The 22,217-nt window shown below is 68.6% G+C and carries 19 protein-coding genes; 11 read left to right on the top strand and 8 right to left on the bottom strand.

The features are described from left to right. Nucleotides 1-52: 52 nt before the first annotated feature. Both nadC and nadA read right to left on the bottom strand, forming a co-directional pair. The gene (gene nadC / locus A6048_RS06640) at nt 53-928 is read right to left on the bottom strand and encodes a carboxylating nicotinate-nucleotide diphosphorylase (RefSeq protein WP_200837307.1); all 876 of its coding nucleotides are present in this window, start codon (nt 926-928) and stop codon (nt 53-55) included. A 128-nt stretch (nt 929-1,056) separates the two neighbouring features. Continuing rightward, complete coding sequence (gene nadA / locus A6048_RS06635; RefSeq protein WP_107748339.1) at nt 1,057-2,142, bottom strand: quinolinate synthase NadA; 1,086 nt, start codon at nt 2,140-2,142, stop codon at nt 1,057-1,059. A gap of 71 nt (nt 2,143-2,213) precedes the next feature. On the opposite strand from nadA, the gene A6048_RS06630 reads away from it, so the two are divergent. Both A6048_RS06630 and A6048_RS06625 read left to right on the top strand, forming a co-directional pair. Further along, nucleotides 2,214-2,939, top strand: coding sequence for an NUDIX hydrolase (locus tag A6048_RS06630; RefSeq protein WP_107748338.1), 726 nt, complete (start codon nt 2,214-2,216; stop codon nt 2,937-2,939). Nucleotides 2,940-3,051: 112 nt separating this feature from the next. Then, nucleotides 3,052-4,026, top strand: coding sequence for a hypothetical protein (locus A6048_RS06625; protein ID WP_108835163.1), 975 nt, complete (start codon nt 3,052-3,054; stop codon nt 4,024-4,026). On the opposite strand, the gene A6048_RS06620 is transcribed toward A6048_RS06625, so the two are convergent. Continuing rightward, nucleotides 4,014-4,640 carry a hypothetical protein gene (locus tag A6048_RS06620; RefSeq protein ID WP_235027330.1) on the bottom strand — a complete coding sequence of 209 codons (627 nt, stop codon included), beginning with the start codon at nt 4,638-4,640 and terminating at the stop codon, nt 4,014-4,016. The two genes, A6048_RS06625 and A6048_RS06620, sit on opposite strands and share 13 nt — an antisense overlap. Before the next feature lie 138 nt (nt 4,641-4,778). Here A6048_RS06620 and A6048_RS06615 point away from each other — a divergent pair, with 138 nt between their 5' ends. The 3 genes from A6048_RS06615 to A6048_RS06605 are packed head-to-tail and all read left to right on the top strand — an operon-like array spanning nt 4,779 to nt 11,694. Further along, nucleotides 4,779-6,938 (top strand): acyltransferase family protein, encoded by a 2,160-nt coding sequence (locus tag A6048_RS06615; protein ID WP_107748336.1) that lies wholly within the window; start codon nt 4,779-4,781, stop codon nt 6,936-6,938. Nucleotides 6,939-6,994: 56 nt separating this feature from the next. Next, nucleotides 6,995-9,139 carry a glycogen debranching protein GlgX gene (gene glgX, locus A6048_RS06610; RefSeq protein WP_107748335.1) on the top strand — a complete coding sequence of 715 codons (2,145 nt, stop codon included), beginning with the start codon at nt 6,995-6,997 and terminating at the stop codon, nt 9,137-9,139. A 2-nt stretch (nt 9,140-9,141) separates the two neighbouring features. Then, nucleotides 9,142-11,694: a malto-oligosyltrehalose synthase gene (locus A6048_RS06605; RefSeq protein WP_107748334.1), complete on the top strand. Its 2,553-nt coding sequence runs from the start codon at nt 9,142-9,144 to the stop codon at nt 11,692-11,694. A gap of 117 nt (nt 11,695-11,811) precedes the next feature. Here A6048_RS06605 and A6048_RS06600 read toward each other — a convergent pair whose 3' ends face one another. Beyond that, on the bottom strand, nt 11,812-12,177 hold the full coding sequence (locus A6048_RS06600) for an RNA-binding S4 domain-containing protein (protein ID WP_107748333.1): 366 nt from the start codon (nt 12,175-12,177) through the stop codon (nt 11,812-11,814). Nucleotides 12,178-12,344: 167 nt separating this feature from the next. Beyond that, the gene (locus A6048_RS06595) at nt 12,345-13,274 is read right to left on the bottom strand and encodes a type IV toxin-antitoxin system AbiEi family antitoxin domain-containing protein (protein ID WP_107748332.1); all 930 of its coding nucleotides are present in this window, start codon (nt 13,272-13,274) and stop codon (nt 12,345-12,347) included. 312 nt (nt 13,275-13,586) lie between these two features. On the opposite strand from A6048_RS06595, the gene A6048_RS06590 reads away from it, so the two are divergent. After that, complete coding sequence (locus A6048_RS06590) at nt 13,587-14,261, top strand: nitroreductase (protein ID WP_107748331.1); 675 nt, start codon at nt 13,587-13,589, stop codon at nt 14,259-14,261. Nucleotides 14,262-14,317: 56 nt separating this feature from the next. Here A6048_RS06590 and A6048_RS06585 read toward each other — a convergent pair whose 3' ends face one another. Then, nucleotides 14,318-14,554: a hypothetical protein gene (locus A6048_RS06585; protein ID WP_107748330.1), complete on the bottom strand. Its 237-nt coding sequence runs from the start codon at nt 14,552-14,554 to the stop codon at nt 14,318-14,320. Between the two features lie 4 nt (nt 14,555-14,558). Next, nucleotides 14,559-15,236 carry an IMPACT family protein gene (locus A6048_RS06580; protein WP_107748329.1) on the bottom strand — a complete coding sequence of 226 codons (678 nt, stop codon included), beginning with the start codon at nt 15,234-15,236 and terminating at the stop codon, nt 14,559-14,561. Between the two features lie 50 nt (nt 15,237-15,286). On the opposite strand from A6048_RS06580, the gene treZ reads away from it, so the two are divergent. Continuing rightward, complete coding sequence (treZ, locus tag A6048_RS06575) at nt 15,287-17,053, top strand: malto-oligosyltrehalose trehalohydrolase (protein WP_107748458.1); 1,767 nt, start codon at nt 15,287-15,289, stop codon at nt 17,051-17,053. A gap of 21 nt (nt 17,054-17,074) precedes the next feature. Here treZ and A6048_RS06570 read toward each other — a convergent pair whose 3' ends face one another. After that, nucleotides 17,075-18,709 (bottom strand): hypothetical protein, encoded by a 1,635-nt coding sequence (locus tag A6048_RS06570; RefSeq protein WP_107748328.1) that lies wholly within the window; start codon nt 18,707-18,709, stop codon nt 17,075-17,077. Between the two features lie 307 nt (nt 18,710-19,016). Here A6048_RS06570 and A6048_RS06565 point away from each other — a divergent pair, with 307 nt between their 5' ends. From A6048_RS06565 to A6048_RS06550, 4 genes are all read left to right on the top strand, one after another. Beyond that, nucleotides 19,017-19,751, top strand: a complete 735-nt coding sequence (locus tag A6048_RS06565) for a hypothetical protein (RefSeq protein WP_108835162.1) — start codon at nt 19,017-19,019, stop codon at nt 19,749-19,751. Between the two features lie 40 nt (nt 19,752-19,791). Further along, entirely contained in the window at nt 19,792-20,490 is a 699-nt protein-coding gene (locus tag A6048_RS06560; RefSeq protein ID WP_107748326.1) for a hypothetical protein, read from the top strand. A gap of 29 nt (nt 20,491-20,519) precedes the next feature. Further along, nucleotides 20,520-21,257, top strand: a complete 738-nt coding sequence (locus A6048_RS06555) for a hypothetical protein (RefSeq protein ID WP_107748325.1) — start codon at nt 20,520-20,522, stop codon at nt 21,255-21,257. Nucleotides 21,258-21,605: 348 nt separating this feature from the next. After that, entirely contained in the window at nt 21,606-22,118 is a 513-nt protein-coding gene (locus A6048_RS06550) for a hypothetical protein (protein ID WP_107748324.1), read from the top strand. Nucleotides 22,119-22,217: the final 99 nt, after the last annotated feature.

The raw sequence follows: 22,217 nt of genomic DNA, 5'->3' as shown, positions 1-22,217 counted from the left end.
ACGCGGGTTGTGGCGGTGCACACCTCACCCGAACGGCCGGGTGGGGTGCACCTCACATATCCAGACCGAGGTCCAGGACCGCCACCGAGTGGGTGAGCCCGCCGACGGCGAGGAAGTCGACACCACAGCGGGCGTAGTCGCCGGCACCATCCAGCGTGAGACCACCACTGGACTCCAGGCGGGTACGGGGTGAGAGCGTGTTCCGCCGCTGCACCGCCATCTGCGTCTGCCACACCGGGAAGTTGTCCAGCAGGACCAGGTCCACGCCCGCGTCGAGCATCTGGTCCAGCTGCTCGAGTGAGTCCACCTCCACCTCGCAGGGCAGCTCGGGGAACCGCTCGCGGACGGCGGTCAGCGCCGGAACGACGCCCCCGGCGGCCACGACATGGTTGTCCTTGACCAGGACCGCGTCCCCCAGGCCGAGCCTGTGGTTGACCCCGCCGCCGCAGCGGACGGCGTACTTCTGCAACAGCCTCATCCCGGGCAGGGTCTTACGGGTGTCCCGGACCGCGCAGCCGGTGCCCTCGAGCTCATCCGCCCACGCCCGGGTCGCGCTGGCCACCCCGGACAGGTGACAGACCAGGTTGAGCAGGGTGCGCTCCGCGGTCAGCAGACCGAGTGTGGGCGCGGAGATCTCGGCCACCACGTCCCCGGCCGCCACCCGGTCACCGTCGGCGGCCAGCAGCTCGACCGCGAAATCGTCGCCGAGGACCTCCGCCAGCACCATCGGGATCAGCGGTAGGCCCGCGACCACCCCGTCGGCGCGTGTGGCCATACGAGCGGTGACGCGGGCGTCCGCGGGCACGGTGGCCAGCGAGGTCGCATCCGGGCCGTAACGCAGGTCCTCCTGGAGGGCGCGCCTGATCGCGATCAGGGCGTCGGCACGGGTGTCGGGGTCGAACACCTCGTCGTCGCCGCCCCCGGTCACCACTGGGCCCACGCCTGCGCCGCTCACACCCGCGATGTCCGTGCCTGCTCCGCTCAAACCCGCGATGCCCGCACCCGCGCCGCGCACACCTGTGCCGCTCACGCCCGAACCACCCACGCCGGGTCCGGTCACTCCCCTGACCCCGGGTTGCCGATGGCGATCATCCGCTCCACCGATCCGCGTGCCGCGGCGGCGGTGGCGGGGTCCACATGGACCTCGTCGGCACCCTCCACCAGGGCACGCAGTAGCGCGGCCGGGGTGATCATCTTCATGTACGGGCAGCTGGCGTCCGCGTTGACGGGCATGAAGTCGATCTCCGGCGCGGCCTTGCGCAGCTGGTGGATCATCCCGACCTCGGTGGCCACGAGGACCTGGCTTGCCCCGGACGCGCGCGCCGCGTCGACCATCCCGCCGGTCGAGAGGATCTTGACGTTGTCCGCCGGAACGGCTCCCTCCTCCGCCAGGTACAGGGCACTGGTGGCGCAGCCGCACTCGGGATGGACGTAGAGGTCGGCGCCGGGGTGGCGGCGCGCCTGATCCTCGAGCTGGTCACCGTTGATGGCGGCGTGGACGTGGCACTCCCCTGCCCACACCAGAACGTTGTCCCGTCTGGTCTTGCGTCGGACGTGGGCCCCGAGGAACTGGTCGGGAAGGAAGAGCACCTCGCGGGCGGGATCGATCGACTCCACCACGTCCACCGCGTTGGAGCTGGTGCAGCAGATGTCGGTCAGTTCCTTGACCGCTGCCGTGGTGTTGACGTACGAGACCACCACTGCGTCGGGGTGCTCGGACTTCCATTCGGCCAGCTGCTCGGCCGTGATCGAATCCGCCAGCGAACACCCCGCGGCCTCGTCGGGGATGAGGACGGTCTTGTCCGGCGAGAGGATTTTGGCGGTCTCGGCCATGAAGTGGACGCCGCAGAACACGATGGTCGACTGCTCGGCCCCGGCCGCGATGCGGGACAGCGCGAGCGAATCCCCCACGTGATGCGCAATGTCCTGGATCTCCGGGACCTGGTAATTGTGCGCGAGGATCACCGCGTCCCGAAGGTCGGCGAGCCGCCGGATCTCGTCGGCCCACTCATCCGTGGCCTCGACACCCGTGTAGCCGTGTTCGGTCCGTCGGATCCGCGAGGCCAACGGAGAGTCGAGCCTGCCGATGGCGGTGCCCGGCCGCGGCGCGGTCGTGGTGTTCAGTCCAGTGGCAGTGTTCATCGCTGCCCCTCCCGGGTCGGTTCTGCGGACCGATACGCCACCGGCCGCGTTTTCGACTTAGAATCGAAAACATGTCACAGTCTAACACCGGGCACGAGGTACTCGTAGTCGTGGGCCAGGTCCGGCCGGTCCCGCAGGCCGCCTCTCCCGTGCTCCACGTGTTGCTGTGGCAACACGCGCTCGGCCCGGCGGCCGGACGGTGGGCGCTCCCCGGCGGCGGCGTCAGGGACGACGAGGACCTGGCCGCCTCCGCCACCCGGCAGCTCGCCGAGAAGGTCGATGTGCGTTCCTTGAGCCACCTGGAATCCGTCGCGGAGTTCTCCGAGCCGTCGCGCGTGCCAGGCCGCCGGGTGTTCGCCTCGGGTTTCCTCGGGGTGCTGCCCAGTGATGCCGACCCGGCCGTCCCCGAGGACACGGCGTGGTTCCGGGTGGACCGGCTCCCCGACACCGTCTTCGACCACGCCGAGATCGTCGCCCGCGCACGGGCCCGGCTCGCCGCCAAGCTCTCCTATTCCACCCTGGGTTTCGCGCTCGCGCCGGAGGAGTTCACCCTCTCCACCCTGGCCCAGCACTACGCAGCCGCCCTCGGCCACCCGGTGGACCCGACCAACCTCCAGCGGGTGCTCACCCGGCGAGGCGAACTGGTGCGTTGCGGACGAAGCGCGCCGCCGGGCCCCTCGGGCGGTCGGCCCGCCGCGCTGTACCGGTTCTCCGAGCGCAGACTGCGGATCACCGATCAGTTCGCGACACTCCGGCCGCCCGCGGACATCGAGCAGTGCCGTTCTTCCGGGACATAAAAGTGACCGCTGCGCAGCCGAATCCCCGGACCGGGCAGAAAGCGGTAACGGACTCGATCACCTGACCAACTGAATAAAGTTCCTGGCGTCACCATCTTCTAGGAGAACCGCGATGCCGACTGGAGCAGAACGCCCGCTTGATCAGGCTCTTGCCGAGACTGTCGAACTCGTTGAGAGCGCGCTGCAACGCGCAGCCCCGATACAGGGCGTCTTCGACCTCCACCCCTTCGACCACAGCGCGGCTGGCCTGACACATCGACGGAGACGCGAGATCGCACTGGAGCAGCTCCCCGCAGCGATCCCGCTTCCTTTCAGACCGGACGCCAAACCCGACGAGGTCGCTCCGAGACTTCAATTATTCCGGGGCCGTCGGGTGGTCCTCTGGGCGCTGTTCGTCCTCACAGTGGCAAGTGCCGCCCGTCCCGAGCTTTCGCTGTTCTTCGGCGTGGCGTGGTTGGTGGCACTCATCTGGCCGCGCGGATCCGGTGAGACGACGCGCACAAGTACCAGAACTCCTCAGGACGACGCCGTGGGCGGCGGACACGCCACCGAGATCGAGCTCCGGATCATCTGGATGGCCCGATGGCAGGCTGCTGCGATTGTCCGCACCCGGGCATGGAGGTCGGAGGAGCTCGCCGCTGGCGTCGGCCGGATCGACGTCTCAAGTGTTCTCGGCAATCTGACGGAGCGGGCTCTGAGTCTCTATCGGTTCACCTCGACAGCTCCCCCGATGCCGTCAAGGTCCCAACCGGAGTTGCGTCACCAGTGGCAGAGGGAGCAACAACGTATCGGAGCGATACGAGCCGAACTCGTTGAGCATGTGGCTGCACTCATCGTCTATCGAGAGCATCTGGATCTCATCTCGGATCTGCTCGACCAGCGCGACCTGATGGCGGTGTACTCGGAGCGGGCAGCAGCGTTTGACGACGTGCTGCCTCCTTCCCCTGAGGGGCCAGTTCTCCTCGACGCGACGACCGAGCAGCGTGACCTGCACAGCAATCTCGCGTCTCAGCTCCAGTACCTCAGCGCCATCACAGATGGCTCCGGAACAGCACTGCCTCTCTGCGACTCGGCTCAGGAACTCTGAACCTGGCCTGTTGCCCCGCGCTGTTCCGGTGGATTCCCCGGCTCCGCGCCGTCGAGACCGTCGCGCAGATCCGACGAATAGCTGAAGTGGGCCAGCACGGCGACAGTGAACGCCGCGATCATCGCGCCGAAGACCAGCCATCCGGCTCCGGGCGGGAACCAGTCCCACGACGGCCCTGACGTCCCGTAGATCATCCGGTCGAAGAACAGCGCCCCCACCGCCGGCGACTGCGCCACCACCGCCCCGTACGGCGCGTCCTGTGCCGGCGGAGCCAGGAGCGCGGCCAGTGGGGTGGCGACAGCCGCGGCGACCGCGCACGTCAGTCCCGGTAGCAGCAGGAACACGGGGATCCCACCCGGCCGCCGGAGGCCCGGGTGCCGGTGCCACAGCACCAGCACCGCCGACACCACCGCGGCACCCAGCAGGATGATCAGCATCAGGAGCTGACTGCCGCCGTCCGTCCCGGACTCCGGGAGTCGCAGCCCCCTTCCGTCGCCCACCGAGAGCAACTCCGAGCGGGGTGCGGACACGATCCACACCAGCAGCGCGGCGACGGCCGGCCCGACCACACCCGACAGGGTGCCCACGGCGCGGGACGGCGGCGAGCTGAACATGGGCGGGACTGTACCAACGCGGGCGGAATCGACCGTCTGTGGTGTAATCGGACGCGGCTCCGCCATGCTCCGGGTGTGCGCGCTCGCAGAGTCGGGGCGCTTGCACAGACCGGACGAACCGTCAGGAAGTACCCGCCAGTGGCCACTGAAACCCCGGCCGCGCCTGCTCGCCGCCGGCGCGGGAAGATGGCCTACCGGCACGACATCGACGGGCTGCGCGGGCTGGCGATCGCCCTGGTCGTGGTGTTCCACATCTGGATGGGCCGCGTCTCCGGCGGCGTGGACGTGTTCCTCACCCTGTCCGGGTTCTTCTTCCTGGGATCGCTCCTGCGCGGAGCCTCGGACGGACGCACCCCGCTCAACCCGATCCCCCACCTCACGCGGCTGGTCCGCCGGCTGTACCCGGCGCTCGTGGTCACGGTGGCCGCGACCGTGGCGGGAACGATCCTCATCAAACCCCCCACCCAGTGGTCATCGATCTTCGAACAGACCCTCGCGTCGCTGTTCTACTACCAGAACTGGGAACTCGCACTCACCTCCCAGGACTACGCCGCGGCCGACGCCACCATCTCGCCGCTGCAGCACCTGTGGTCCATGTCGGTGCAGGGGCAGTTCTACCTGGTCGCCCTGGCCGTCGTCCTGGGCCTGACCGCGTTGTGGCGGCTCGTCGTGCGGAGAGGTACGCCCACGACGTTCCTCCTGGTGGTCGTGGCCGCGGGCACCGCGGCATCGGTGTGGTGGTCCGCGCATGGCCAGGCGGTCAACCAGCCGTGGAACTACTACGACACCGGCGCCCGCATGTGGGAGCTGCTCATCGGCGGCCTCGTGGCGATCCTGCTCGCCGGGATCGTGCTGCCGTGGCCGCTGCGCATGCTCAGCACGATCGCGGGGTTGTTCCTCGTGGTGAGCACCGGCTTCCTGTTCGACGGCGCCGCCTATTTCCCCGGCCCCCTGGCGTGGTATCCGATCGGTGGGGCCCTGCTGATCATCCTCGGCGGCAACCTCCCCGAGGGTGAACGCGCGACGCCACGGAGGGACCCGGTCACCTGGCTGTTGTCCGCCAGGGTGTTCCGCCGCCTTGGCGACATCTCGTACTCCTTGTACCTGTGGCACTGGCCTCTGCTCATCCTCTGGCTCTCCTACGACCAGCAGGCCGAGATCACGCTGGTGTCTGGGCTGGTGATCGTCGCGGTCTCCGTGGTGTTGGCCCTCCTCACCGAGAAGTACGTCGAACGACCGCTGCGGATGGCCAGCCGGGCACGGAGCCGGGCCACACCCGCGGCCCAGCAGCGGGACGCACTCCGCAAGGGGCCCGGAAGGTCCGCCCGCGATCAGCAACGTTTCGTGAAGGCGACCGTCCTCGTCGTCGTCGCCGCCGTGGCCAGTCTCGGCACCGTCGGATGGTGGACGGCCACGTCCGCCTCCCGCTCGGCCGTGCCCTACGTCGACTCCCTCACCGACCCGGACCACCCCGGGGCCCGCGCCTTCTTCGACGGGGTCCCGGCCCCCGAGGGCGTCGGCTACCTCCCCTCCCTCCTGCAGGTGGGCAACGACCTGCCCGTGAGCACCATGGACGGGTGCATCTCGAACTTCGAGTCGTCCGAGGTGCAGATGTGTGTGTACGGCGATGTCACGGCGCCACGCACCGTCGCGCTGGTGGGAGGTTCGCACGCCGAGCACTGGATCAGCGGCCTCGACGAGGTCGGGCGCCACTACGGCTTCCGCGTGGTGACGCTGCTCAAGATGGGGTGCCCCCTCACCCTGGACGCCTCGGTGTCCGACAGTGACGAGCCGCTGTACGAGAGCTGCGCCGAGTGGACCCCGGCCGCCCTGGCCGCCCTCGTGGGCCTGGCGCCCGAGTTCGTGTTCACCACCGCCACCCGGCCGGTGGGGGTCGTGGGTCCGGACATCGCCCCGCGCCAGTACGTGGAGCTCTGGCGCGCACTGGACCAGCAGGGCATCGGCGTGATCGCCATCCGCGACACCCCGTGGCTCAACCAGGGACGCGGCCCGATCCGCGCCGGGGACTGCCTGGGAGACGGTGGAACTCCCGAAGAGTGCGGGATGCCCCGGGAGCGGTCCATCGCGCCGATCAACCCCGCCGGACTCGCCGGGGCCGGGATCGACTCGGTGCGGCTGATCGACCTCACCGACGGCCTGTGCGACGCGGAGAACTGCCCGGTCGTGGTGGGCAACGTGATCGTCTACCACGATTCCCACCACCTCTCGGGCTCCTGGGTCCGGTCCGCGTCGGGCGAACTGGCCCGGCAGATGGGGCCCGCGACCGGCTGGTGGTGACCGCCGGGGGCCCGGCACACCGTCGCTCGCCCCGATAAGCACTACTGTTGGGCCTTGTGACCAACGACGACGCGCAGCAGTCCGCCCCAGAGCTCATCCGCGCCTGGCCTGGTACCGCCTTCCCCCTCGGTGCCACCTACGACGGGACCGGTACCAACTTCTCCCTGTTCTCCGAGGTCGCCGAGCGCGTCGAGCTCTGCCTGATCGATCGGGAGGGCGCGGAGACGCGCGTCGAGCTCACCGAGGTCGACGGCAACATCTGGCACTGCTACCTGTTCGGCGTGACACCCGGACAGCGATACGGCTTCCGCGTGCACGGACCGTACGAGCCCGAACACGGTCTGCGCTGCGACCCCTCGAAGTTGCTGCTCGACCCGTACGGGAAGGCGTTCGACGGCGAGTTCGACGGACACCCGAGCCTGCACAGCTACGACCTCGACGATCCGGACAGCCGCAACACCGAGGACTCGCTCGGCCACACCATGGTCACCGTCGTGATCAACCCGTACTTCGACTGGGGAAACGACCGTTCGCCCGGACACGAGTACCACAACACGGTGATCTACGAGGCCCACGTCAAGGGCATGACCGCCACGCACCCGGACATCCCCGCCGAGATGCGCGGCACCTACGCCGGCATGACCCACCCGGCGATCATCGACTACCTGACCGACCTCGGCGTCACGGCGATCGAGTTGATGCCGGTCCACCAGTTCATGCAGGACCAGCGCCTGGTGGACATGGGTCTGCGCAACTACTGGGGCTACAACAGCTTCGGGTTCCTGGCCCCGCACAACGAGTACGCCTTCGCCGAAAAGCCGGGCGACGCGGTGAGCGAGTTCAAGGCCATGGTCAAGGCGTTCCACGACGCCGGCATCGAGGTGATCCTGGACGTGGTCTACAACCACACCGCCGAGGGCAACCACATGGGGCCGACGATCGGCTTCCGCGGGATCGACAATCAGGCCTACTACCGACTGGTCGAGGGCGACGAGCAGCACTACATGGACTACACGGGCACCGGGAACACGCTCAACGTCCGGCACCCGCACTCCCTGCAACTCATCATGGACTCGCTGCGGTACTGGGTCCTCGACATGCACGTCGACGGCTTCCGGTTCGACCTCGCCTCCGCCCTGGCCCGGGGACTGCACGACGTCGACAGGCTGTCCTCGTTCTTCGACCTGGTCCAGCAGGACCCGGTGGTCAGCCAGGTCAAACTCATCGCGGAGCCGTGGGACGTGGGCGAGGGCGGCTACCAGGTGGGCAACTTCCCGCCACTGTGGACCGAGTGGAACGGGCAGTTCCGCGACACCGTCCGCGACTTCTGGCGCGGGGAGCCCGCCACCCTGGGCGAGTTCGCCTCGCGCCTGACCGGCTCCTCGGACCTGTACGAGAACACCGGCCGACGCCCCACCGCGTCCATCAACTTCGTCACCGCCCACGACGGCTTCACCCTCAACGACCTGGTCAGCTACAACGAGAAGCGCAACGAGGCCAACGGCGAGGACGGCAACGACGGCGAGAGCCACAACCGCTCCTGGAACTGCGGCGTCGAGGGCCCCACCGACGACCCGGCCGTGCTGGACCTGCGCCACCGGCAGCGCCGCAACATGCTCACCACCCTGATCCTGTCGCAGGGGACGCCGATGATCGCCCACGGTGACGAGGTCGCCCGCACGCAGAGCGGCAACAACAACGTCTACTGCCAGGACAACGAGCTCGCATGGATGAGCTGGGAACTGGACGAGGAGAAGGAGGATCTCCTCGCGTTCACCCGCAGACTCGTCCGCTTGCGCAAGGACCACCCGGTGTTCCGCCGGCGCAGGTTCTTCGGCACGGTGCTCCGCGACGACGAAGACCCCCAGGACATCGCCTGGTTCAGCCCCGACGGTTCGGAGATGACCCGCAAGGACTGGGATTCCGGCTTCGGCAAGTCCCTGGCCGTCTACCTCAACGGCGAGGGCATCCACGAGCCCGACGCGCGCGGCCAGCGGATCATCGACGACTCGTTCCTCATGCTGTTCAACGCCCACCACGAGCCCATCGAGTTCTCGCTGCTGGGTTCCGAGTACGCCGAGAGCTGGGAGGTCGTCCTGGACACCGCCGACCACCTCGAGGAACGCGCCGGTGAGCTGGGTTCGGACGACACGATCACCGTGGCCGATCGCGGCACGATCGTCCTGCGCAAGGTCACCTGATCGTGGCCGCCGCGGACCAGCCCACGACCGGGCCGCTGCGACGGGGCGCGGCACTGGCGAGCACCTACCGCGTGCAGCTGCGGACGCCCGCCTCCGACCCTGACGGCCGCGGGTTCGTCCTGGCCGACGTCGAGGAGCTGGTCCCCTACCTCGCCGACCTCGGCGTGGGCTCGGTGTACCTGTCGCCCCTGATGACCGCGACCCCCGGATCGACCCACGGGTACGACGTGGTGGACCCGACCACAGTGGCCGCGGAACTCGGTGGCATCGACGCGCTACGGTCCCTGCGGCAGGCGTGCCGGGCCCACGGGCTGGGCGTCGTGGTGGACATCGTGCCCAACCACCTGGGTGTCGACCAGCCGGTCGCGAACCGGTGGTGGTGGGACGCGCTGCGGCGGGGCCCCGATTCGCCGTACTTCTCGTTCTTCGACTTCGACACCGAACCCGCCAACGGGGCGGACGGCCGGATCGCGATCCCGGTGCTGGGATCACCGGAGGACATCGAGCAGCTCGTCGTCGTCACCCCCACCGGCCCCGGGACCGAGTCCGGCTCCGGCACCGAGTCCGGCTCCGGCTCCGGCGAGGCCGGTTCAGTTGAGGCCGAGCTCCACTTCTACGACCACCGCTTCCCGGTGGCTCCCGGCACCGGGGAGGGCAGCGCGCAGCAGGTTCACGACCGGCAGCACTACCGGCTGGTCCACTGGCGCGAGCCACTCCTGGGCTACCGGCGGTTCTTCACCGTCACCGGGCTCGCCGGCCTCCGGCAGGAGGACCCCGCGGTCTTCGACGCCACCCACTCCGAGGTACGCCGCTGGTGCGAGGAGGACCTGGTCGACGGCATCCGGGTCGACCACCCCGACGGCCTCGCCGACCCGGTGGGCTACGCCCGTCGGCTCCGCGAGCTGGCCGGCGACGACCGATGGCTGCTGGTCGAGAAGATCCTCGCCCCCGCCGAGGTACTCGAGCCCGCCATGCCCGTCGACGGGACCACCGGCTACGACGCCCTCCGTCTGATCGACCAGATGCTGGTGGACCACAGCGGGCAGGCTCGGTTGACCGAGCTGGCCACGCGGTACTCCGGCGGCCCCGGTGACGAGGAGCAGGTCCACGAGCAGTCCGCGCTGCTCAAGCGGCAGATCGTGATCGAGGACCTGTCCCCCGAGCTGACGCGGCTGGCTCGAGCGGTCCGGCGGGATGCCGCCGGTGGGCGGGAGTCGAGCGACGCCGCGGGTCAGGACCCGATCGGAGTGTCGAGTGTCGGTCCGGACGGTGTGGCCGGTGGTGGGATCGACGGTGGCGACGACGACGCGGACGCCATGCTCCGTGAGGCCCTGGTCTCGGTGATCGCGAAGACGCCCGTCTACCGCGCCGACTACCCCGTCCTGCGGGGCACCCTCCCGTCGATCATGGAGGACCTGCAGCGCCAAGAGCCCAAACTGGAGTCTGCACTCCGGCTCGTGGCGGGGGCGTTGGCTCTCGGCGGCGAGGCCTCGATCCGATTGGCACAGGTCACCGGCGCGGCCACCGCCAAGGCCGAGGAAGACCGCCTGTTCTACCGGCTCGGTCGGCTGGTCTCGCTGAACGAGGTCGGCGGCTCGCCGGGCCGTATGGGCCTGCCGGTGGAGGCCTTCCACCTGGCGATGGCCGAGCGCGCCCGCGCCACTCCGTTGGCGATGACGACGCTGAGCACCCACGACACCAAGCGGGGCGAGGACGTGCGTGCCCGGATCTCGGTGCTCTCGCAGCTGCCCGGAGAGTGGGCGGATCTCGTCGCCGAGGTGTTCCGGAGGTTTCCGCCGCCCGCCGAGGACGCCGGTTACTTCCTGCTCCAGGTGATCGTGGGCGTATGGCCGGAGTCGGGCGAGCCCTCCGACGTTCTGCGGTCCCGACTACACGACTACGCCGAGAAGGCACTGCGTGAAGCGGCCGTGCACACCACGTGGACCGATCAGGACGGGGACTTCGAATCCTCGGCCCACAAGTGGATCGACACACTGCTCGACTCGGGTGGCGCGCTGCTGGCCCCGTTCGCCCGGCGGATCGCCCCGGCCGGTCGCGACAACTCGCTGATCGCCAAGGCGACCCAACTGATGTCCCCCGGGGTGCCCGACGTATACCAGGGCACGGAGGTGTGGGAGGACTCGCTGGTCGACCCGGACAACCGCCGGTTCGTGGACTACGCGCCCCTGCGCTCCGGAGCGGTCGCCCGCAGCGGGCACCCCAAGTTCACGCTGGTCCGCGAGGCGCTGCGGATCCGGCGTGAGCACCCGGCTGCCATGGCGGGCGGTGCCCACGTCCCGCTTCCGGTGCGGGGCCCCGCTGCCGCCGACGTGGTGGCGTTCACCCGCTCCGTCGCCGGCCGGCCTGCGGTCGGCATGATCGCCCGGCGGCGCACCGCGGTCGTCGGCGCCGCAGACGTCGCCGGTACGTCGGTCCAGCTCCCGGACGGTGAATGGGCTGTCCGCCCGGACGGCCGGTCGATCTCCGGACGCGTGGACGTGGGCGACCTGCTCAGCGGGTCGCCGGTCGTGCTGATCGTGCGCGAGGCCGACTGAGGGTTCGCACGCGTTCGGCCTCGCCGGTGACCCTGTGACCTGTCGGTCTACCCGCGGCCCTGCAGCCGGTCGGTCTACCCGCGGCCCTGCAGCCTCGCGGCCCTGCAGCCGATCGGTCTACCCGCGGCCCTGCAGCCGGTCGGTCTCCCGCCGCTCGCGCTTGGTGGGCCGCCCCGCGCCCCTGTCACGCCGCGGTTGTGAGGCCACCACCTCCTTGGGCGGAGGCGGTGGCGAGTGATCGATGTAGCAGGTCGCGGCAACGGGAGCACCCACCCGCTTGTTGACCGTCCGTACGACCTCGAGGATGCGGATCCGGCCGAGCGCACCGGTCACCTGGACGCGATCCCCGGGCACGACGCTCTTCGACGGTTGCACGGCGTCCCCATTGACTTTGACGTGACCGCCACGGCAGGCGGCCGCCGCCTTGGTCCGCGACGGGAACAGCCGCACCGACCACGTCCACGCGTCCACCCGCACTGCCATACGGTGAGGATAACCGTGGCACGGCAGGCTCCATTCCGCCCTGCCCCGCCGAGCACCAGCAATCCCGCAACCTCACCTATCGGATTGCGACTGACCTACGGGATCCCACAGGTCAGGCGAAATCCGATAGGTCTGCCGTCGGGGCCGTTCAAGCTCCAACCGGAAGTTCACGCTGCAACCGGAAAGAGCACACGCCTGATCCGCTCGGCCAGCAGCCAAGGCTGTTCCAGATCAGCCCATCTCCAGTGGACGACCCGGTAGCCGAGAGCCATCAGTTCAGCGTCCCGGTCCTTCTCGCGGGCGAGCCGGCGCCTGGTTTCGGCAGAATCCGCCCCGTCGAAGTACTTGCCGAAGCCGTCGCATTCGCCGATCACCCCGTATTCACGCCAGAAGAAGTCCACTCTGGCGATTCGGTTGCCATGGGTATCGAAGATGTTCGCCTGCGTCTCCGGGGTGGGCAGGCCGTAATCGCTGAACGACAGTCGGCTCAGGGTCTCCGCAACGCTCTCGCTCCGGCCGTCGACCATCACCATCGCGGCCCGGGCCTTCTTGATCCCCATCCTGCCCACCGCCTGCTCCAGGGCGCACTCCAGAGCCGGCACGGAGACCAGCCCGCCGTTGACTGCGGCGTCCGCCACCGCAACGGCCGCGTCTCGCCTAGCCGAAGTCGCGAGGTCCACCACCGTCAGTGCCGGCTTCGTGACTCGAAGCCCATCGACACTGATGACGTCATCCCGTCGGAGCCGCAGGGTGCGGTGCGCGGTCAGATTGGTCGTGCGGGTCCGGCCCTTAGCGCCGTCTTCCGAGACGACGACCCGGCGTAGCGCAAGCCCCCACGACGGGAGTCCGAGGATGACGGCCGCGGACGAGTGGGAGAAGACCGGACAACCGAGTGCCGTGTCCGCGGCCAGAACCGACAGCAGGTGACGCGCGTCGCGGGGGAGCTCACGCGCGTCGCCCTCGACGTAGAACCCGGGCCTGATACGGATCAACTCGCGTGCCTCCACGGAACGGCTGAGCGCCTGACTGCTCAGGCCCCGGCCGAGAAGTTGTTGTGTGGTGAGGAGACGGGAGCGCAGGCCATTGATGTCGGTCACAGTCAGATCATCGCGATCGCGGAATGCGGGGCCCGGTGCTGAACCCACGTTTCGGATGCATCTGTGGAGACACCGAGCCCTGTGGAATGCGTGCAGCGGCCTGGTCCCACGGGGAGCTGACCCACCGGAATACGACTGACCGCTGGGATCCCGTAGGTCAGTCGGACTCCGATAGGTCAGTTGCAGTGACTGAGGACCAGAGTCGGCCAGTCTTGGCGGGCACTGGCGGGCGCTGGCGGGCGCTGGCGGGCGCCCGAAACAGGCCCCGTGCGAGACTGGCATCACAATTTCGGACGATCCCCTGGAGGGCCCATGACCGACGCCGCCACCACGCTCGAGCAGATCCTCGACGACCGCTACAGCTGCCGAGGGTTCACGTCCGAGCCCGTCCCCGAGGAGACGATCGACCGGATCCTGCAGATGGCCCAGCGCACGGCGTCCTGGTGCAACTCACAGGCCTGGCAGGTCGACCTGGTCACCGGGCAGGCGACCGCCGAGTTCGGCAAGCACCTCACCGAGTACGTGCTGGGCAACGGCATGCGCTCCGATCTGCCGGCGCCCGAGCGCTACGAGGGCGTGTACGGCGAACGGCGGCGGGCCAGCGGTTACGGCCTCTACACCGCGCTGGGCATCGAGCGTTCCGACAAGGATGCGCGACTGACCCAGATGTTGGAGAACTACCGGTTCTTCGGCGCCCCGCACGTCGCGGTGATCACCTCCGACGCAGGCCTGGGCACCTACGGCGCGGTCGACTGCGGTGGCTATGTGGCGACGTTCCTGGCGGCGGCGTCCTCGCTGGGCGTGTCCACCTGCGCGCAGGCCGCGCTCGCGCTCTACTCAGACGGAGTCCGCGAGCATCTGGGAATCCCCGAGGACCGGCTGATCGTGTGCGGGATCGCGTTCGGCTACGCCGACCCCGAACATCCGGCCAACACGTTCCGGGCGGATCGCGCGGACCTCACGGACGTGGTTCGCCGCCACGGCTGATCGTTGGCACCCCGACGCGGCGCCGTCCACTCCGCGGGCCGGGCGATCAGGGTCTGTCAGCGCAGCTCGCGGTTCTTCGGCTTCCCCGAGATGGCCTGGCGCACCTGATTGCCTTTGTAGATCGCCACGATTCCCGCGAGGATCGCCACCACGGTGAAGAACGAACTGGCGAACAACGCGATCGGCAGCGCCACCACGGTCACACCCAGCGCGATCGCCGTGGTGCGCGCATCCTTGCGCACCTGCTGCTTCTGGACCTCGATCGAGTTCGATTGGTAGGGCTGCATGCTCATACCATCAGGATTCCATATCTCGGCGCCGCGCCGCGTTCTCGGTGGTCGCCACCCCTGCCGCACGCCATTCGACACCACCAGAGCTCCGGGCGGCCAGGATCGGCCCCAGCTGCTCGATGTCCCCGGCCACGGTCAACGCCACCCGCCGGCCGTAGTCCACCCCGAGCACCTGCGCCCCCGCGGCGCGAACGGCCCCTTCGAGCCCTCCCGCCAGCGTGTGGTCGACCTCCGCGCGCCACGCCGGTGTCCGCGTCACCTCTACGACCCGGCCCGCCCGCCACGCCTCGTCGACGGCCGCCGACACCGCCGAACCGTACGCCCGCACGAGCCCGCCCGTGCCCAACTTCGTGCCTCCGAACCACCTCACGACCACCGCGCTCACGCCCGTCAGCCCACTGCCACGCAGCACCTCCAACATGGGGGTCCCGGCGGTGCCGGAGGGTTCGCCGTCGTCGTTGCTGCGCTCGATCCGGCTGGCACCGGGGACGTCCACGAGGAAGGCACTGCAGTGGTGGCGCGCTGCCGGATGGGCACGGCGGAGGTCCGCGACCAGCGCGCGGGCGCCCTCCTCGTCGTCGCACCTCCTCAGTACTGCGAGGAACCTCGAACGCTTCTCCTCGTACTCACCGGTGACGTCCGGGCCGGCGGACAGCCTGAGCACGCGCGTACCGGGGTCGGTCATGGAACAAGTATCGCCGCCCCGCCTCCGGGGGTATTCCCTACCCTGGGGTGGTGACCTTCCCGAGCAGTGACACGTTCTCCGTCTGGGCGCCGACAGCCGATGCCGTCGGACTCGTCCTGGACTCCGCCGATGCCGATCCGATCGCCATGCACCGCGCCGCCGACGGCTGGTGGACGTCGACCGTCGTGCGGGAGGTGGGCAGGGACTACGGGTTCGTGGTGACGGGCGACGACGGCGAGGTGAGCGATCCGCGTCCCGACCCACGGTCCCGGCGTCAACCCCACGGCGTGCACGGGCTCTCACGGGTGCACCGGGTGGACACCTCCCGGTGGACCGATCACGCGTGGACCGGTCGGCAACTGGCTGGATCGGTGATCTATGAGATGCACGTAGGTACCTTCTCCCCAGTCGGCACCCTGACCAGCGCGATCGAGTTCCTTGACGAACTGGTGGAGCTGGGCGTGGACATGGTCGAGGTGATGCCGGTCAACGCCTTCAACGGCGAGTACGGATGGGGCTACGACGGGGTGGCGTGGTTCGCCGTGCACGAGCCGTACGGCGGGCCGGACGCGTTCCAGGAGTTCGTGAACGCCTGCCACGCACGCGGACTGGGCGTGTGCCTGGACGTGGTCTACAACCATCTGGGACCGTCGGGGAACTACCTGCCGGAGTTCGGCCCGTACTTGTCCGCCGCCGACGGACCGTGGGGCGCGGGGCTCAATCTCGACGGACCGCACTCGGGCGAGGTGCGGCGCTACATCATCGACAACGCCCTGCGCTGGTTCGACGAGTTCCACGTGGACGCCCTGCGGCTGGACGCGGTTCACGCCCTGCACGACGCCTCGGCAGTGCACCTGCTCGAGCAGTTGGCGGTGGAGGTCGAGTCCCTGTCCACCCACCTCGGGCGACCCCTGTCTCTGGTGGCGGAGTCGGACCAGAACGATCCACGGTTGGTCACCGCGCGTGAGGGCGGCGGGTACGGGCTCCAGGGGCAGTGGGACGACGACGTGCACCACGCCGTCCACGCCGCCGTCTCGGGTGAACGCCAGGGCTACTACTCGGACTTCGGGTCGCTCGAGTCGCTGCGGCAGGTACTCACCGGGGCGTTCCTGCACGCCGGGACGTGGTCCGCGTTCCGCGGGCGGGTCCATGGCCGCCCGGTGGACGTGGGACGGGTACCGGGCAGCCGGTTCGTGGCGTACACCCTGACCCACGACCAGGTGGGCAACCGCGCCGCGGGCGATCGGCCGTCCATGAACCTGACCCCGGCCCAGCAGCTGGCCAAGGCCGCGATCGTCCTGTGCTCGCCCTTCACCCCCATGTTGTTCCAGGGCGAGGAATGGGGCGCGCGGACCCCGTTCTGCTTCTTCACCTCACACCCCGAGCCCGAGCTCGCCGACGCCGTGCGCCGGGGCCGGACCCGCGAGTTCGCCGAGATGGGATGGGACCCGGCCACGGTGGCGGACCCCCAGGACCCGGAGACGTTCCGGCGGTCGGTGCTGGACCGGTCCGAGCAGACCCAGGACGAGCACGCCGAGATCCTGCGGGGGTACCGCGCGCTCATCGCACTCCGGCGGTCCGAGCCCGACCTCAGCGATCCGTGGCTGGGGTCGGTGCGGGTGGACTGCGGGGTCGAAGCCGAGGACGGCCGCTGGCTCGTGGTCCACCGCGGCTCGCTGGCGCTGGTGGTGAATCTGGGCACCGAGCCGTCCCGGGTCCCGCTGGCCGGCGAAGCGGTGTTGGTCTCGGGGGCGGTGGCCGACGACGACTCGGTCTTCTGCCAGGCGTTCGGGTTCGCCGTGGTGCGGGTGGTGTGAGCGCAGCCGTCGATGAGTGCGCTAGTTCTCGGCGAAACCCGATGAGAACGCGCCGGCCTGCCCGATACTGCCGGTCAGCCAGTCCCAGACGAGCTGGGGTGCGCGGAAGAAGCCCTCGAGGGCAACCGATCCCTGTCCGCCCTCGGGCAGCGGCGAGCCGGGACTGCTGCCTACGACGATGGCGGCCACTGGCGTCGCGGAACCCCCGACGAAGCGATCCACTCCGGAGATGACCGGCACGACCTCTGCCCGGTAGCGGTATGTCCGAGTCTCCTGGGCCTGGGTCAGGGTGTCCGTCGGGAAGGTGTAGTTCGCGGTCGTCGTTCCCGTGGGAATCGTGATCGGGGCACCGTGGGGCAGATCGTTCCGGAAGAGCTGGATCGCAAGGCCGGCAGGCGCCGGTTTTCCGGCGGGAAGGGCGAACGCGGCCCGAAGCGTGACGGGCATCGTCCCACCGGAGAGAGCACCATTGGTGGAGGTGAGAACTACGTTCGCGTTCACCTCGTTGTAGCCGACGCTGACCGTGACCGGCTCTGACGTGCTCGACTCGATGTCGTCTACACGACCGGCGTAGGTGGCGGTGACCTCGTACTCGTCCCGGTACGAGCCGTTTGACAGGGTGGGGAAGGTGTAACTGGCCGTGGCCTGGCCGTTTGCCCCGACCGTCACGTTGGGCACGGTCGCGAGGAGCTGTCCGGTGGCCTTGTGTCGGATCGTGAAATTCATCCCTCCAGGGCGGATGTTGGACATCAGCTCCTCAGTGGAGGACACCTCCGCTGTGAGGTTGGTCGTCCGCGCGGCGAGCGGGAGCAAGGTATCCGACGTGACCATCCGCGTGGTGGTCTTGGCGAGATATCGGGGAAGTGAGCTGTTGACGGTTGTCGTGGACAGCGATCCCGCGTTGGCCGAGGAACCACAGAAGTAGTAGTTGGTACGCTCGGTCCCCCAGCCACCCTCTTCAGCCCCCTGAATGGTGTTCCTCGTCGGATCGTCGCTATCCCCGGACTGGCCCGCCGCCTTGAGGGCGGTCGTGATGGTCGATCCGTTCGCGAGGGACACCGGAGCGCGCATCTTCAACGCGACCTCGGGGAACCGGAAAGTAGTGTTGGACGCGACCTGCATACCGGCCTTCCAGCGATCGACCGCATCCCCGTTCCGCGAGTTCGCGCCGTGGAAGGCGGTCGCCCCTCCCGAGATCCGCGCGAAGGGGCCCTCCGTCGCGAGCTGCCCGTTCGCTGCCACCCGGTCCACCAACGCCGGGCCGTTCCCGGGAATGGAATACCCACTGCCGCCACCGTTGTAGTTGGCCGCGAGGTTGGTCGAATTCGACGGGAACGCGATGTCGTAGCTGAGGAGCCCGGCCTGTCGACCGTCCGTCGTCCTCATCGCCGCGGCACCCGGTTGCACGTATGCCGTGAAGACCTCTCCCGGCGCGACCGTTGCCGGGTATCGAACCACCACAGTCTCGGGGCTGACGATCGTCCCCTGGTTCTTGGCCCCCAGGAGGCCCCACGGCTTGACCAGCTCACAGGTGTGCGTGACCGCCGTCGACTGCGTTGTCAGTTGCTGTGCGACGGCCAGGGGAGCGATCGGCGAAACGATACCGGCCACCAGGCCTACAGCGAGCAGTGCAGAGGTCTTCCGCTTCGAGGCCATGCGACCGTCCTTAATCAATCTGTGACACCGTAGCGCGTCCACAGGACTCTGTGAGCCCGCTGTGTCGGGCTCGAAAAACCTAACATCGGACCATGATAGAAATCACATCTATAGGCAGACTAACGTCATGATCAGCGGTTCCATGCCTTAACTTTGCATGAGTGTAAGTGAGTTGTGTTTTTGATCACTCCGGTCAATACTACGTCTGTCAGGGCACCCAGCGTCCACCCCGATGCAGTTTGCCAACCTCGTCGCTCCAGGAGTCGGACGTATGCCCACTACCCGCACCCTCGTACGATTCCGCTCTGTGGCTGCCACTTCGACTGCCGCCGCCACGACCGCGGTCGCGATCGTCATGGCCGCAGCCGCCCCCGCGTCGGCGAATCTGCCGGGGGTCGATCCCGGGACGAACGTGGTGATCGTGGACAGCACCCTGATACAGGTCGCGGTCGATGCGCCGAATCTCACAGCTGGAACGGTCGGGGTGAGTCTGCAGAACAACACCACCTCACAGATCACCTGCAACGGCATCCGTGGAACCGACACCGGCACCACGAGCCGCGCCGGAACGGTCACGACCGACGAGATCGTCGCGCGAACGGTCGACTACTACGCCACGTACCCGCACGCCTTCGATCCCGGCATGACGATCCCGGTGGGCAGCAACGGCACCAACATCATCACCATCGGTGCCGACCTGGGGAGCATCACCGGACTCATACCGGGCAGCGCCGCGGGGAGCCTACGCTCGGAGTTCGGCGCCGCCGGGCGACTCAGCGAGATGTACACCTCCGCACGCCTCGACGGACTGGTGGGTGTCATCGAGTCGATCACGCTTCCCGCTTCCAGCGGCACCACACGGACAGTCGCGTTGAACGACCCGGCTTCCGGGCCCCGACCGGCGGACTTCAGACCCGGCGCTCTCTTCGCATGTCAGATCTCTGGCCAGGACTTCCTGTTCTCGGGATACTTCGGCGACGCGACGCCCACGATCCCGCTGGGAAGCATCACCTCGTCCGAGACCGGCCGGTTCGGCAGCTGAGTCAAGCGACAACACTCCACCAGGAACCCAGGAGACCACCATGGCTGCACTGCCCATCCGCACGCTCGCACTCATCTCGGCTCTCGCCGTCGGGCTCGGCTCCCCCGCCGTGGCGCACGCGCAGATTCCCGGAGCGATCGACGCCGGCACCGTCGTGATCACGGACAGCAACCGCCTCGTGGTCTCGGTGGACGCCGCCCAGGCCACCGCGACGAATGTCACCGGCCGGATCCAGAACACCACCGGCACCGGCTTCCGATGCGCCACGCCGGGAGTCCAGGGATTGGAATACCCCGGTCAGGTCACCGAGGCCGAAATAGTAGCCAGGTCCATGCGCTACTACGCCAACAACATCTTCCAACCGATCGGTGGTGTCGGGTTGGACATCACCGGAATCGAACTCGACCCCATGCCGATAGGGAGTCTTCTAGACATCCTGCCCACCGGCAGTTTCAACAAGGCACTCGGAGCCACCAGATCGGACCTCATGGATATCCGCTCGGCTCAGGAGGCCGCCCGCGTAGCCGGCCACACCGGCGATCCGCGGGTCGGGGGCAATGTCGCGTTCAACGTCGGCGCCAACGCCTCGGTCACGTGGAGTGCTCAACTGGGTACACCGGCGAGCGGTCAACGGTCCGATTTTCAGGCCGCGGCCCTCTTCTTCTGCACGGAGACCACCGGCGCCCGGCGCGCACACGTATTCGCGGGTTACGAGGGCGGCCTCGCCCCAACCCTCTAGCACTCCACACCTCGACGGAAGACCCCCACATGACATTCCCGATCCGAGCGGCGCTGCTGGCGACCGCGATCCTCACCACCCTGACCGCGGCCCCCGCTGTCGCGGGGGCCCAGAACTCGATCCCCGGTGACGTCAATGCCGGCAAGGTCGTGGTGACGTCACTGTCCGGTGTGGCTGTCACGGTGACCCAGCCAAACCTCTCCTCTGTCACCGTCTCGATAGCAAACGGTTCCGGGCGTAACCTCACCTGCGCGGGCCCCGAGGGCAACAGCACCGTCGGCGTCAGCGTGACCGCGGCGCCGGTCGCCCAGGCGGCGGTGCACTACTACGCGAACTTCGCCCATAAGTCGGATCCCGTCTCTGTGTTCGGCAGCTCAGGCAACGTCCAGAACCAGGACGGCACGATCACCGCGCAGGTCCCCTTCGGACCGCTACTCGGTCTCCTGCCCTCCGGGAGCATCGCCCCCATCCTCGGAGACGCCTATGCAGCGCGAGACTGGATAGCACGGAGCAACACCGCGGCAAAGATAGCGGGCCACGCCGGGACAACCGGCACCTTCTCGGTCAACAACGGGGCCACCCAGTCGCGCACTGTTGCACTCTCGCCTCCGAGCCACGGAGCGCGGACCGACTTCGCCGCCGGGGCGTTCCTCGTGTGCACCGATCCCGGTGGCCAGGCCTACGCTTTCGCCGGCTACGAAGGCGGGACACCGCCCTCTCCGAGCAGCAACGGCACCCTGCCGATCGGATCCACGGGCAACCGCTGACATCGCAGCCGACTCCACCGGTCACCGTCGTCGACCGGTCTGTCCTCAGCCTTTTCACGGGTCACATTTGTGTTTCGGAACTAATGAACAAGACCTCATGAATTAGGCCGAACGGGACACGACGCACCACCAGCAGCGCCGCGATCTCGACGGCCACTGGCGCTATCAATCCAGTTCATGGCGACAGTTGCGCCTGGCCCACACCCGAAGTGGACACATTCTGAGAAATGTGTTTGCGATCACATCCGGCATATGTAATGCTAAGCAAGCGTCCACAAAGTAAGGCGCATCACAGTTTCGCATCGCAGGCGCGGGCGAAATCCCACCACCTCCTTTAAGGGGAATCTCATGTCTCCAGCTTCGCTTCGTTCAACGCTGCGGACCGCCGTCGCAGTCGGCGCTTTCGGCGCACTCGCCGTCTTCGGCACCGCCGCGACCGCGGGCGCTCAGCCTGTCGTGGAGGCTCCGTCCTTCGGAAGCCTCGGTTCACTCACCGGGCTGATCGGTGACGGGAACTGGGGCAACCTCGACGGCTTCTTCGACGGCTCCGTCGGCGAGACCGGGTCGCTCACCGGTTCGGTCGGTTCGGTCGACGGGTCGCTCGGGGATGCCGGGTCGCAGACCGGAGCCCTCGACACGCTCGAAGCGGGCTCCTCCAACGGATCGGCCGGCTCGATGGGTCAGATCGCCGGCAACATCGACCCGGACGGCGTCACGGAAGCCAACACGGGTTCCGCCGGCATGTCGTCTGACCTGACGGGGATGCTCACGGGCGTCTCGGCCGGTTCGGTCGGCGACATCGTGCAGTCCGGCTCCTCGGCGCTCGGCGCCTTCACCCCGCCCGCGCCCGCACTCCCCTGACCTCACCACCCAGGCTGGAGCGTCACCCTTGCCAGTCGACAGAACCCCTGCAGGACGAGCAACCGTCCTGCAGGGGTTCTGTCGTTCCGGCGCGAGCCC

The organism is Dietzia psychralcaliphila (genome assembly GCF_003096095.1).
In the GTDB taxonomy this organism is placed as follows: Bacteria; Actinomycetota; Actinomycetes; order Mycobacteriales; family Mycobacteriaceae; genus Dietzia; species Dietzia psychralcaliphila.
This window is presented reverse-complemented; position numbering and strand designations above follow the sequence as displayed.